Origin of the sequence: Runella sp. MFBS21, from assembly GCF_029433105.1 — a bacterium.
In the GTDB taxonomy this organism is placed as follows: domain Bacteria; phylum Bacteroidota; class Bacteroidia; order Cytophagales; family Spirosomataceae; genus Runella.
Genome location: NZ_JARNTW010000001.1, coordinates 425,874 through 438,900 on the forward strand (window position 1 = coordinate 425,874; position 13,027 = coordinate 438,900).

The 13,027-nt window shown below is 42.0% G+C and carries 10 protein-coding genes; 1 reads left to right on the forward strand and 9 read right to left on the reverse strand.

The window, feature by feature from the left end; genetic code table 11:
- Nucleotides 1–2: 2 nt before the first annotated feature.
- The 3 genes from P1X15_RS01725 to P1X15_RS01735 all read right to left on the reverse strand — a co-directional run bounded on the left by P1X15_RS01725 (nucleotide 3) and on the right by P1X15_RS01735 (nucleotide 5,784).
- A complete protein-coding gene (locus P1X15_RS01725) occupies nucleotides 3–1,955 on the reverse strand; it encodes a KUP/HAK/KT family potassium transporter (protein WP_277336413.1) in 1,953 nt (650 codons plus the stop codon).
- A gap of 11 nt (nucleotides 1,956–1,966) precedes the next feature.
- The gene (locus tag P1X15_RS01730; protein WP_277336414.1) at nucleotides 1,967–3,910 is read right to left on the reverse strand and encodes a KUP/HAK/KT family potassium transporter; all 1,944 of its coding nucleotides are present in this window, start codon (nucleotides 3,908–3,910) and stop codon (nucleotides 1,967–1,969) included.
- 425 nt (nucleotides 3,911–4,335) lie between these two features.
- Entirely contained in the window at nucleotides 4,336–5,784 is a 1,449-nt protein-coding gene (locus P1X15_RS01735) for an NADH-quinone oxidoreductase subunit N (protein ID WP_277336415.1), read from the reverse strand.
- An 83-nt stretch (nucleotides 5,785–5,867) separates the two neighbouring features.
- Between P1X15_RS01735 and P1X15_RS01740 the strand changes: the two genes are divergently transcribed.
- Entirely contained in the window at nucleotides 5,868–6,536 is a 669-nt protein-coding gene (locus P1X15_RS01740) for a hypothetical protein (RefSeq protein WP_277336416.1), read from the forward strand.
- 66 nt (nucleotides 6,537–6,602) lie between these two features.
- Here P1X15_RS01740 and P1X15_RS01745 read toward each other — a convergent pair whose 3' ends face one another.
- From P1X15_RS01745 to uxaC, 6 genes are all read right to left on the reverse strand, one after another.
- Entirely contained in the window at nucleotides 6,603–7,790 is a 1,188-nt protein-coding gene (locus P1X15_RS01745) for a phosphoglycerate kinase (protein WP_277336417.1), read from the reverse strand.
- 232 nt (nucleotides 7,791–8,022) lie between these two features.
- Entirely contained in the window at nucleotides 8,023–8,457 is a 435-nt protein-coding gene (locus P1X15_RS01750) for a nuclear transport factor 2 family protein (protein ID WP_277336418.1), read from the reverse strand.
- A gap of 9 nt (nucleotides 8,458–8,466) precedes the next feature.
- Nucleotides 8,467–9,768, reverse strand: coding sequence for an MFS transporter (locus tag P1X15_RS01755; RefSeq protein ID WP_028667429.1), 1,302 nt, complete (start codon nucleotides 9,766–9,768; stop codon nucleotides 8,467–8,469).
- Nucleotides 9,769–9,792: 24 nt separating this feature from the next.
- A complete protein-coding gene (locus P1X15_RS01760; RefSeq protein ID WP_277336419.1) occupies nucleotides 9,793–10,461 on the reverse strand; it encodes a bifunctional 4-hydroxy-2-oxoglutarate aldolase/2-dehydro-3-deoxy-phosphogluconate aldolase in 669 nt (222 codons plus the stop codon).
- A gap of 22 nt (nucleotides 10,462–10,483) precedes the next feature.
- Nucleotides 10,484–11,533, reverse strand: a complete 1,050-nt coding sequence (locus P1X15_RS01765) for a sugar kinase (protein WP_277336420.1) — start codon at nucleotides 11,531–11,533, stop codon at nucleotides 10,484–10,486.
- Nucleotides 11,534–11,599: 66 nt separating this feature from the next.
- The gene (gene uxaC / locus P1X15_RS01770; RefSeq protein WP_277336421.1) at nucleotides 11,600–13,009 is read right to left on the reverse strand and encodes a glucuronate isomerase; all 1,410 of its coding nucleotides are present in this window, start codon (nucleotides 13,007–13,009) and stop codon (nucleotides 11,600–11,602) included.
- Between the last annotated feature and the right edge of the window lie 18 nt (nucleotides 13,010–13,027).

The following is a 13,027-nucleotide window of genomic DNA, read 5'->3' on the forward strand; positions in this document are numbered from 1 at the left end:
TATTAATTATATCTTCTTTTAAGAACAACATTTTCGGCGGGCTGAATCAAGAGAGGTACTTTCTCAATTTTGACAGCACTAGCATCCAACCCAAACCATTTATCTTCGCTTGTTGTAAACTGCTTGATAAAGAAATAAGACTGCATGATGATTTGCTCGAACAAAGGTAATTCGTTTTCGTAAGATAAAAACTTTTCGAGTACCACAAATCGGAAATCGCCCACTACGTTTTGTTTACCAAGCGATTCATATCGGCTCGTAATATCCACTTCTTTGTTTTTGACCATTTCCTCAATCACTTTACGGAGATAGAGATTGATTTTTTGTTCGACACGGAAGCCTAAATAAAAATTGACTTTGATGACATCGTCGGGTTCGAGTACATTTACTTTATACTCCATTGCATAGGGGTCGTCGGTGGTATCTACGTGTACAAACCAATATACATCAGCGCGTTTGGGGCGTTTTTGAAAGATAGAGTAAATCACCTTAGATTCGATTTCGCTGACCCGTGAGGCATTGGACATAAACACCAAATGAGTAGTATACTTGGGGATAGAATTGTCGCGACTGAGTTCTTTGAGGGGCTCTAAATATTTGTCTAATTTGACATATTCAGTCAATTGTTGTTTGATATGAGAAGCATTGTACCAAATAATCATGAGCGTTACAATGGCCCCTCCAATAATCAACGATACCCACCCACCATGGGTAAATTTGATAAGATTGGCTACTAAAAACGACAATTCAATGGTCAAATAAACCACTAAAAACAACACAATTCCCCAGGGATAGTAGCGCTTGGCATATAAATAATACGACATCAGCAGGGTAGTCATGAGCATAGTAAGCGTAATGGCCAAGCCATAGGCTGCTTCCATATGAGAAGATTCTTTGAAATAAAGAACTACTCCAATACAGCCTAGCCACAGCAGCCAATTGACGCTCGGTACATACAGCTGTCCTTTTTGTAAGCTAGGATAGCGAAGCCGTACTTTGGGCCAAAAGTTGAGACGAATCGCTTCACTTACCAACGTAAACGAACCTGTAATCAAGGCTTGACTGGCAATAATCGCCGCAAGAGTTGCAATGGCGATTCCGGGCAATAAAAACCAATCAGGCATCAAATCGTAGAAAGGATTGCGGCTTCCTAGTGGCTGCCCTACTAAGGTGAGTAGATAAGCACCTTGACCCAAATAATTGAGAAAAAGGGCAGATTTGACAAATACCCAACTTACTCGAATATTGCCTCTCCCACAGTGACCAAGGTCAGAATAAAGAGCTTCGGCTCCTGTAGTACACAAAAATACCGCTCCTAAAATCCAGAAACCTTCGGGATATTCGAACAATAACCAATAACCATAATAGGGATTGAAACATTTGAGAATTTGGGGGGCATCACCGATGTGGCTGATTCCCAAAATTGCCAACATCAAAAACCATAAAAACATAATAGGCCCGAAAGCTCGCCCAACGGCGCTTGTTCCGAAGGCTTGTATGAGAAAAAGGCCTGATAAAATAGCAATGACAATGGGAATGGTTTGTAGGTTAGGATAAATAATCTGCAAACCTTCCACTGCCGACGAAACTGAGATAGGGGGAGTAATGATGCCATCGGCCAATAAAGCCGCACCTCCAATCATAGCCGGAACAGTAATCCATTTGGCATGACGGCGCACTAAGGCATACAAGGCAAAAATCCCACCTTCGCCGCGGTTGTCGGCTCGTAAAATAAGAATGACGTACTTGATAGTGGTTTGTAAAGTAAGTGTCCAAAACACCAACGATAAAGCCCCTAAGATTTCGTTTTCGATGATAGGTTTCGTAGTACCCGTGACGGCTTTCATCACGTAGAGCGGAGAGGTGCCAATATCTCCATAGATGATTCCTAAGGCAATCAACAGACCTGCCGCCGACACCTTGTTGGTAGGGGCATGGTGGGCATTATTTTCCATGAATTTAAAATTTACCCGTAGATGCGTTGTAACTTGACGCGGTCCACGGCTCGGATAATGAGAGGTACTTTTTCGATTTTTACGGCACTACTGTCTAATCCAAACCATTTATCTTCACTGGTTGTAAATCCTTTAATGAAGAAATAGGCTTTCATAATAAGCTGTTCAAAAATGGGTAATTCGTTTTCAAACGAAAGAAATTTCTCCAAAACAACAAAACGGAAATCACCGATTACGTTGTGTTTGTTTAAGGATTCGTATCGACTTGTAATGTCTACCTCTTTATTTTTAACCATATCTTCAATCACTCTCTTGAGGTATAGATTGATACGTTGCTCGATTCGGAATCCTAGTTTGAAAGTGACTTTGATGACATCATCTGGCTCAATGACATCCACTTTATATTGCATGGTATAGGGCTCGTCGGTGGTATCCACGTGTACAAACCAATAAATATCAGCTCTTTTTGGTCTTTTCTCAAAAATGGAATAAATGATTTTGGATTCTACCTCACTTGTACGAGAGGCGTTTGACATAAATACCAAATGAGTGGCGTATTTCGGAATACTTGCATCGCGGCTGAGCTCTTTGAGCGGATCAATATAGGTGGAGAGTTTAGTGTATTCAGTAAGTTGTGCTTTGATTTCGCCCGCTTTCAACCATATAAACATCACTCCTGCCAAAATAACGCATATCAAAAGTGATACCCACCCTCCGTGAGAGAATTTTTCAAGGTTGGCCAACATAAAAGCCCCCTCAACGGCAAAATACACTACCAAAAACATAATAACCAACCACATATTGCTGCGGTGAGTATATAAGAAATAAGCCATCAAAAGGGTATCTACAAGCATGGTGAGCGTAATAGCTAGTCCATAGGCCGCTTCCATGTTGGTGGAGCGTTTGAAGTACAATACTACTGCTACACATCCAATAAATAGGAGTAAATTAATACTTGGAACGTAGAGCTGCCCCTTTTGGTCGGAAGGGTATTTGAGTTTGATTTTTGGCCAAAAATTTAAACGAATCGCTTCACTTACCAATGTAAACGACCCCGTAATCAAAGCTTGACTGGCAATAATAGCAGCCATGGTAGCGATAGCAATACCGGGCAACAAAAACCAATCGGGCATCAATTCATAAAAAGGCTTACGACCATTGAGAAATTGGCCATCATGCTGCATAAGCCAAGCTGCTTGCCCAAAATAATTGAGTAATAAACAAGACTTAACAAAAATCCAGCTCATTCGAATGTTTCCCCTTCCACAGTGACCAAGGTCAGAATATAGCGCTTCTGCTCCTGTAGTACACAAAAAAACCGCCCCTAACAAAGCAAATCCCCCTGGGTGCTCTGCTAGTAATTGATAAGCGTAATAGGGGTTTAGAGCTTTGAATACAAGTAGATTGTCGGCTACGTGCGAGAGACCGAGAACACCTAAGGTTGAAAACCACACCAGCATGATAGGCCCGAAAGCTCCTCCCACTACTTTAGTACCAAAGACTTGAATTATAAATAAAACACTCAAAATGACCAAGACAATCGGAACTGTCTGAATCTTAGGGTACAATAGTTCTAGACCTTCAATGGCTGAGGAGACCGAAATGGGTGGACAAATAATCCCATCTGCAAGCAATGCCGCTCCCCCTATCATTGTAGGTATTGTAAGCCATTTGGCATGACGGCGTACTAGGGCAAATAAGGCCAGTGTACCACCTTCACCACGGTTGTCGGCGCGTAAAATGAGGATGACATACTTGATGGTAGTTTGAAGCGTAAGGGTCCAAAACACGCACGAGAGTGCCCCCAGTACTACTTCTTCGTTGATGCGAGACTTGCCAATGATAGCCTGCATTACATAAAGGGGAGAAGTTCCAATATCGCCATATACGATTCCAAGAGCTACCAATAGCCCAGCCCCTGTGACTTTGTCTAACTGACCGTGACCTTGTTCCATGAAAAAAATTGTCTACTAAAACGCTTTAGTAAGAAGCATATATTAAATTAAAAAAACATCAAATTTTTCCTGTAAAACGTGGCTTGTCAGTAAGTTTTAAAAAAAACTTGGCAAATATAACGGGATGAATCATCGGTTGTTCTCTTAGGAGCAAAATTATTCGTGAAGCATACTGTTTATTGAGTCTTAGGTATTTGTACTAGTAATTTTCTTGGTTTAAATTAAATTTTCTTTATAAAAGAACAAGCCCGACTCCAAAATCGGGCTTGCTAAAGTACGGTTTCGTCTATCTAACCTTAAACTGTATAATGGATTATTGAGCGTCGAAGACGCTAATCCATTTAAACAAATTCCCGTAGGGGCAGGCCTTGCGTCTGCCCTTTTTGGGGGTGGGCAGACGCAAGGCCTGCCCCTTCTCATAAAAATTACCCAATTGCCCTAACCCAGCCTATAAGCCAGTCTGCTTTGAGGAATAAAACTACTATAAGAAGTGTGAGGAAAAACACAAACGCTTTTTGATAGATAGTAATAGGAGTATAGGTCTTGTCAGTAGCTGTTCGGAAATAGAGGTAAAAAGGAATCTTGAAATAATAAAAAAGTGAAATGATGGCATTGAGTAAGCCCACAATTAGCAACACAATGAGTAAGGTAGCGCCAGTAGCTTGCCATGATTCCCACAAAGCCGAAAATACAAGTAGTTTGGCCGTGAATCCGGCGGTGGGAGGCAAGCCTACCAAAGCTATCATAAGGATAGTAAAACATACCCCAAGTAAAGGCTCTTGGCTCCCTTTTCCTGCTAATGAAGCCAAATCTGTCTCCTTACTTGCTAATAAATCAATCAAGATGAAGGAAGCGATATTCATCAATACATAAATCGCCACATAAAAACTAGCACTTTCAAATCCGCTTTGGTTGAGTGCTACAATCCCTACCAGCATAAAACCTGCTTGGGCAATACCCGAGTAAGCAAGAAGGCGTTTGAGGTTGTTTTGCCAAAGTGCCGAAAGATTTCCTACCAAAATGCTAATCAAAGACAATAAGGCGGTCAGTTTTTGTAGGTCACTAGGCAAGGCACTCATTAGACGCATTAAGACCAGTAGAGCAGCGGCTTTGGGAGCCGTAGAAAGAAACGCTACAATGGGCGTAGGTGCTGCTTCGTACATATCAGGTGTCCAAACGTGAAAAGGAACCAACGACAGTTTGAACAACACACCCGCAAGGGTCAAAAAACTGACGATGCCTAATACCGCGGAGGGATTTTGAAATAATTGGCGGCTAAAATGCGGACTTGTAAAGTCTAGTGTGCCGGTCATTCCGTATAAAAACGACAAGCCATAAAGCATAAGTGCCGAACTAATCGCCCCAAACAGTAAGTATTTGAGTGCTCCTTCGCTTGATTTTTTTTCAGACCCAAAAGCCGCAATCAAATAAGAACCAATCGAAACCAATTCTAAAGACAAATAAACACTGAGGCCATTGACCGACATCGTCATCAAGCAAAGGCCAAGTGTGATAGCCAATACAATACTATAAAATTCGGCAGGAAGATAAGTTTTAGAAATATGAATGTGAATCAATACGAGCAGTAAGGCCGTAATGATGACAAATTTAAAAAAAACGGCTTTGTTGTCGAGATACAGTAAATGATGAAATAAATAGCCGTTTGTGGCGTTCCATTGTTGAAATACCAAAACAAGTGCTACCAAGCCAAATCCAAACGTTAACACCCTCAACAGAAAAGGGATAGAAGGAACTCTCCTTTTGAAAATAATCTCACACAAAAGAATGAGGAGAAAAGCCCCCGCTAGCCATATTTCTGGCAAAAATTCGGGCATACTTTGAATAACGTGATAGAGATGGTCTTTGAGTCGCAATGTTTGGGAATTTTGTAAGTTAGAGGTTCTGTAGTTTTCTTGCTTAATTTGACAATAAAACGATTACCATAAAACCTTTGATTATGTCAACAAAAGTACAACGCATCATTAAAAAGTCATTACTCTGTGCAGGATTGATTTTTGGAAGTTTAGAGATTCATGCCCAAAGTATGTTTTTACAAGATATTAATGGCCGTCCGATATTCGAAACTTCGTACGTCGAAATTGAGGGTTCGCCTTATTTGAATGAAGAATGGTCAAGAGGAACCGTGAAATCAAAGCAAAATGGAAAAACGTATGAATTGGCCAAGATGCGTTATGATACTTACAAAGACGAACTTGAATACGAAGAAAATCAAAAAAAGTATCGATTTGGCAAAGAAATCACGGAATTTGCGACAGGAGACGGTGTTTTTAGAAATGGTTTTCCACCCATAGAAAACCAAACCGAACGTCAGTTTTACCATGTGCTTTATGATGGCAAAGTGAAGTTACTTAAGCGTCTATCTGCGCGTATCCAAACCGAAAAACCCTACAATTCAGCCACGACTATCAAGCGTTTTGTGAAAGAAGATGCTTTATATTTGGTAAAAAATGGCGTAATAACTCGTTTGAAAAAAGATAAAAAAACATTGTTGGAAGCGCTAGGTGATAAACAAAAAGAGCTTGATACCTTTATCAAAGACGAAAAACTTAAACTCTCAAAAGAAGAGGATATTTTGAGAGTTATCGAAAAATACGACAGTGAGTAAAAATGAGGAGAAAGAAGTCGTATTAAAAAAGGGCGCCTAAGCGCCCTTTTTTTTGTTATCTAAATTTTAGTCGAGTGCAGCTACACCTGGAAGCACTTTGCCTTCCATGTATTCGAGAAGGGCACCACCACCCGTCGAAACATAGCTTACACGGTCGCCAAAGCCGGCATTGTTGATAGCAGAGGCAGAGTCACCACCACCAATAAGAGAAAAGGCACCATTTTGCTCAGTAGCTGCAACCACTGCTTCTACAATAGCATTGGTACCTATGGCAAAGTTAGGGAACTCAAATACACCCATAGGGCCATTCCACAAAATGGTTTTGGAATTACGAACCACTTCCTCAAATAGTTTGACGCTTTCGGGACCAATATCTAACCCTTCCCAGCCGTCGGGAATTTCGCCTGTAGCCACGATTTGACGATTGGCATCGTTGGAGAAAGCATCAGCGCAAACGTTATCAACTGGCATAATGATATTAACTCCTTTCGCTTTTGCTTTTTCCAAAATTTCAAGAGCTAAATCTTGTTTGTCAGCTTCCAATAGCGATTTGCCGATGCTTCCACCTTGCGCTTTGGTAAAAGTATAAGTCATTCCGCCACCAATGATGAGGTTGTCTACTTTGTCGAGGAGGCGTTCGATGATAAGGATTTTATCAGAAATTTTGGCTCCACCCATGATGGCCGTAAAAGGACGCTCGGCGTGCTCAAGCACACGTTGCGCATTGTCGATTTCGGCTTGCATTACGTAGCCACAGATACGATCTTCAAAAAACTGACCTATCACGGCAGTAGAAGCATGAGCGCGGTGAGCGGTTCCGAAGGCGTCATTGACCCACACATCTCCAAGTTTTGAGAGTTTTTCGGCAAAAGCGACGTCACCTTTTTCTTCTTGTTTATAAAAACGGAGGTTTTCCAACAACAATACTTCGCCTGGCTTAAGAGCCGCCGCTTGTTCGGCAGCAGATTCGCCGATGCAGTCATCTGCAAACTTAACAGGAATTCCTAAAATGACCGAAAGAGGATTGACTAAGTGTTTGAGGGAATATTTTTCGGTAGGTCCGTCTTTGGGACGTCCGAGGTGCGACATCAGGATACAAGAACCCCCATCGGCTAAGATTTTGCGAATAGTTGGGAGGGTAGCTTGGATGCGCGTGTCGTCGGTGATTTCGAATTTTTCATTAAGAGGAACATTGAAGTCAACGCGCACAAGGGCACGTTTGCCTGCAAAATTGTACGAATCTACGGTCTTCATAGGATTCAAGTGGGTTGAAAGAAAGATTGATTTTCAGGACAAAAATAGGTTTTACGGTTGGATAAATACTTACTTAGTACCTTGTTTTTATTTCGGATAGTGATTATATTTTAAAATTTAGGCAGGTTGAAGGGCGTAAAAAGTGGGATATAATACTGTAAATAGATTTTATAGTAAGAAAGCCCGTTGGGCATTGCTCAACGGGCTTTCTGGTAGAAGGGTACTAATTTTGTTAAATTCTCACAGCTTGGCGAGCGAGGAGTTTCCAGCCGCCTTTTTGTTTTTGCCAAACTTGCAAAACCGCCAGTTTTACTGAGCCAGGTGCTTGTCCTTTGTTGTTGGTAGTAGCACTCAATTTGTGGCGAACTATAGCGGCATTACCTGACATGGTGATTTTTTGGTCAGTAATATCTATAGCCACAAAGTCAGATTCACCGCTTACGATTGCTCTTACAAACTCGGCTTTGTCTTCTATCTTGCCATTGGAGTGGGCATAGTCAAGAGCATCAGCGGCGATGTTTTCCAAGGCCGCTTTGTCGGCATCAACAAGGGCTTTGCGAAGAGTTTCGACAGCGGCGGCTACGGCAGCTTCTTCTTTTGACTGGGCAAATGCACTAAAGGCCGAAAGCTGAATCGCAAACAAAAAAATCAATACCTTTTTCATCATTTATTGAGATTATAGGTCAACTTGTTTCATCTTAGGTACTAAGAGGTGCATGATAAACCATGCCAATACATAAGCTGCTCCGCAAACAAAAAACATGATATAATAAGCCGTTTCAATTTGGTTGATAGAACGATAGTATACAAACATATTTTTTTGTACCAAAGCCGACAATAAAATACCGCCTAATGCACCAAACATCCCGCCGATACCCGTTACAGACGCAGTGGTGTATTTGGGAAACATATCAGAAACGGTAGTGAAAATATTAGCACTCCAAGCTTGGTGAGCCGCTGCTGCAAACCCAATTACGCATACGGCAAGCCACATGTTGACTCCACCAAGAATCTGTGCAAAAACAATAGGCGAAACACATAAGGCATAGATAAGCATGGAGGTTTTGCGGGCTCTAAACACTGGCCAGCCAATTTTGATGAGATACATGGGAAGATACCCACCCGCTACACTACCAAAAGTAGATAAAGTATAAACAAGCGCTACTGGTATGGCGATTTCGGTACCAGATAGCTTATATTGGCTCTGCAAGAAATCGGGCAACCAAAATAGGTAAAACCACCAAATAGGGTCAGTGAGAAGTTTGCCTAAAGCAAAGGCCCAAGTTTGTTTGAAACTCAACAATTTGAACCACGATACTTGAGGTTTGTTTACGTCGTTTTTGTCGGCTTCTACTTCGGCTGCATCAGAGTGAATGTAGTCGTATTCAGCTTTTGAAAGTTTGGGACTTTTGGCGGGGGTTTCATAAAACATAAGCCATAGCACTAGCCATATAAAACCCAACATACCAGTAATAATAAAGGCCCATTGCCAGCCCATTTCGGCGGCAATGAAGGGAACCGAAAGCGGAGCAACGATTGCCCCAAAGTTAGTACCAGAATTGAAAATCCCCGTGGCGAAAGCACGTTCTTTTTTAGGAAACCACTCTGCTACTGTTTTGATAGCGGCAGGAAAATTTCCAGCTTCGGTGATTCCTAAGGCTGAGCGAACTACCGCAAAACCAAACACTGAACTTACTAATGCGTGCGCTACCGCTGCCACACTCCATAAAGTAGTGGCTACAGCATAGCCAATTTTGGTGCCTAGTTTATCGACCAATCGACCAGCTCCCAGCATCCCGAAAGCATAAAAAAGTTTAAAAGCGATTTCGATGTTAGCATAGTCGGCATCATTCCAATTAAGCTCTTCTGATAAAGTAGATTTTAGAAGGCTAATTACCTGCCGGTCGAGGTAGTTGATGGTGGTTGCAAAAAAAACTAGACCGCAAATAGTCCAGCGATAGTTCCCTATTTTTTCCATGTAAGATAAGGTGTTTGGCTACAGCTAGGTAGTAGCAAGGGTTTGGTAATAACTAATTAAAGAACTTATTGTGTGGGTGATTTCTTCAAATTGACCTGTTTCCACCACTGCTTTAGGAAATAATTGCGAGCCTATCCCGACAGCGGTTACCCCTGCACTAAACCATTCTTTGAGGCTTTGGGGAGTAGGTTCTACGCCGCCTGTCACCATTACTTTTACATGAGGCATTGGGCCTTTAAGGGCTTTGATATAACCTGACCCTACGACGTTGCCCGGAAATACTTTTACTATCTCAGCTCCTAAAAGCGTGGCATTATATATTTCTGTGACGGTCATAGCGCCTGGCATCCATGCAAGTTGGTGTGCGTTACAGACTTCGGCTACATCAGCCGATGTTACGGGCTGAACGATAAAGTCTGTTCCGAGGGCGATAAACTCTTCGGCTTGGGCTGCATTGAAAATAGTCCCAATACCTAAAGCCATATCAGGGTAATTTGTACTGATAAATTCCCGCAATACTTTAAAAACTTCTTTGGCATTTTGGCCACGATTGGTAAATTCAAATGCCCTAATCCCCCCTTCATAGCAAGCCTTAATGATTTGACAAGTGAGATTGGGGTCGGCATTATAAAACACGGGGACAATAGGTGCCGCAGCCAATGTTTGATAGACGATATGAGGGGCTAGTGCCATATAATTTTAAGGTGGATTAAAACTAACTTAGAATGCCTTGGAGGGTGTGATGAATATCTTCGACTGTTTGCTGAGTAGCATCCCCATATTCTTGAAGTTTGCCAAAAGCGGCTGCCGCTGCAAAATCAATAAGGTCTTGGGGAGTATGATTTTGGCTTAATCCATAGATAAGCCCTCCCATAAAACAATCACCACTACCCACTTTATCTACTACTTTGACGGTTTTGAATTCGGGCGAAACGTACTGTTGCCCGTCTTTATAGAGGGTAGTATAATATTGAATTCCTGCATCAAAAGCATCGAATCGGAAAGTGTGAGCTACTGATTTGCATTTGGGGTAAGCTGCTTGGATAGCTTGGGCCGTGTCAATGCTGTGTGCCAAATACCTTTCGCGAGAGTGAGCTTGTTCTACAGTTTTGTCGAGGGGAATCCCAAGTAGCGTGTTGGCTGCCCAGATATTGCCCATGATTACGTCACAATATTGAGCCAAGGCGGGCATTATTTCTACGGGATTTTTGCCATATTTCCACAATTTTGCCCGATAATTAAGGTCAACAGAAATGGTAAGTCCCTTGCGTGATGCTGCTTCTAGCGCCTCTTGACAAGCATCGGCCACTTCTTGATTGAGGGCAGGACTAATAGCGCTAAAATGAAACCACGAACAGCCTTCTAACACTTCATCCCAATTTACTTTGCTTACGGCTAATTCTGAAAAGGAAGAAAACGCACGGTCGTAGATGACACCTTCATTTTTGAGGTCAGCGCCCTGAGGAAGATAATAACCCCCAATGCGATTTCCAAAATGACGTATGCCAGTAGTATCAATTCCTTTGTTTTCGAGATAAGTTTTGATTTCAGTAGACAACTGATTTTCGGGCAAAACAGTACTATACCTGACGGGGATGTGCCAGTTGGCAAGCGCATTGGCCACGTTGAGTTCGGCACCTCCTACAAAAACGGGCATTTGGCTTGTTTTTATCCATTCACCGTTGAGTTGGGGCGAAAATCTTAGTAGAAGTTCTCCAAAACAGCAAATCAAAGTAGCACTATGGTTTTCTTGTGAAGTAGACATATTATTTGAAAATGCAGATAGCCAATAGAAAGGCTATCTGCATTATATAAAGACCAGGAAATTCCTTTAAAAGCCAAAATATTGTTTGGCGTTATTGTAGCAAATGTTTTGCACGATTTGACCAATCCATTCGGTATCATTGGGTAACTCGCCATTTTCAATATCATTGCCAAGCATATTGCACAAGATTCTTCTGAAATACTCATGACGAGGAAAAGACAAGAAAGAACGAGAGTCGGTAAGCATCCCTACAAAACGGCTCAGTAAGCCCATGTTTGACAAGGCGTTCATTTGCTTTTCCATACCATCTTTTTGATCCAAAAACCACCATCCTGATCCAAATTGGATTTTGCCCGCTACAGATCCGTCGTTGAAGTTGCCAATCATGGTTGCAATCACTTCATTGTCGGCAGGATTGAGGTTGTAGATGATTGTTTTAGAAAGTTGGTCATATTCGTCTAATTTACCCAAAAACTTAGACAAAGCTTGTGCTTGCGACCAATCCCCCATTGAATCCCATCCAGTATCAGGCCCAAGGAGGCGTAAAGCGCGGGCATTGTTGTTGCGCAAGGCTCCAAGGTGGAATTGTTGAGTCCAGCCAAGTTCATGGTACATGGTGCCTAAAAAGTGTAAAATGGCGGATTGGTACACGAGAGCCTCTGTAGTACTGAGCGACTGCCCAGCTAGTACTTTTTGAAATGCGCTATCGGCGGCTTCAAGCGTAAAATCAGCAGCATAAATATGCTCTAAACCGTGGTCAGAAAGAAGACAGCCAAGGCTCGCAAAAAAATCAGCACGCGCACGTAGCGCCTTTGTAAGGTCATCAAAACGTTGGATTTCAAAACCTACAAGAGCGGCAAGCTTTTGAATATAAGTAGTAAAGTTGGGATTGGTGATAAGAATAAACTTATCGGGACGGAAAGCGGGGCGCATTTGGATTTCAAAAGAACCTTCAGCTTTCAATTGTTGATGATACTCCAGCGAGTCGAGCGGGTCGTCGGTAGTACATACTACCTCTACGTTCATTTTTCTCAGCAGATTACGTACCGAAAAATCAGGCGTGCGTAATTTCTCCGAACACTCGTCATATATCTTACGGGCAGTTTTAGGGCTGAGTATATCCTGTACATCAAAATAACGTTGCAATTCTAAGTGTGTCCAATGATAAAGAGGATTGCGTAAAGTGTATGGAACGGTCTCAGCCCATTTTTCAAACTTCTCATAATCACTCGCATCTCCCGTACAATACTGCTCGTTGATACCATTGGTACGCATAGCTCTCCATTTATAGTGGTCGCCATAAAGCCAAATCTGCGTTAAGTTTTCAAAGGTCTTATCGGCCACAATTTGGTCAGGGGGTAAGTGGTTATGATAATCGATGATGGGCATTTGTTTGGCAAACTCATGGTAAAGTGTACGTGCAGCTTCAGTTTGCAACAAAAAATCTTCATCCAAAAACGTTTTGGTCACCAGCATGGTATTATTGAAATAGTT

What these genes read in the sequence shown, in the direction of transcription:
- P1X15_RS01765 (WP_277336420.1), bottom strand. Translation starts at nt 11,533, where the DNA reads ATGTCTACTTCACAAGAAAACCATAGTGCTACTTTGATTTGCTGTTTT.
- P1X15_RS01745 (WP_277336417.1), bottom strand. Translation starts at nt 7,790, where the DNA reads ATGAAGACCGTAGATTCGTACAATTTTGCAGGCAAACGTGCCCTTGTG.
- uxaC (WP_277336421.1), bottom strand. Translation starts at nt 13,009, where the DNA reads ATGCTGGTGACCAAAACGTTTTTGGATGAAGATTTTTTGTTGCAAACT.
- P1X15_RS01755 (WP_028667429.1), bottom strand. Translation starts at nt 9,768, where the DNA reads ATGGAAAAAATAGGGAACTATCGCTGGACTATTTGCGGTCTAGTTTTT.
- P1X15_RS01760 (WP_277336419.1), bottom strand. Translation starts at nt 10,461, where the DNA reads ATGGCACTAGCCCCTCATATCGTCTATCAAACATTGGCTGCGGCACCT.
- P1X15_RS01725 (WP_277336413.1), bottom strand. Translation starts at nt 1,955, where the DNA reads ATGGAAAATAATGCCCACCATGCCCCTACCAACAAGGTGTCGGCGGCA.
- P1X15_RS01740 (WP_277336416.1), top strand. Translation starts at nt 5,868, where the DNA reads ATGTCAACAAAAGTACAACGCATCATTAAAAAGTCATTACTCTGTGCA.
- P1X15_RS01730 (WP_277336414.1), bottom strand. Translation starts at nt 3,910, where the DNA reads ATGGAACAAGGTCACGGTCAGTTAGACAAAGTCACAGGGGCTGGGCTA.
- P1X15_RS01750 (WP_277336418.1), bottom strand. Translation starts at nt 8,457, where the DNA reads ATGATGAAAAAGGTATTGATTTTTTTGTTTGCGATTCAGCTTTCGGCC.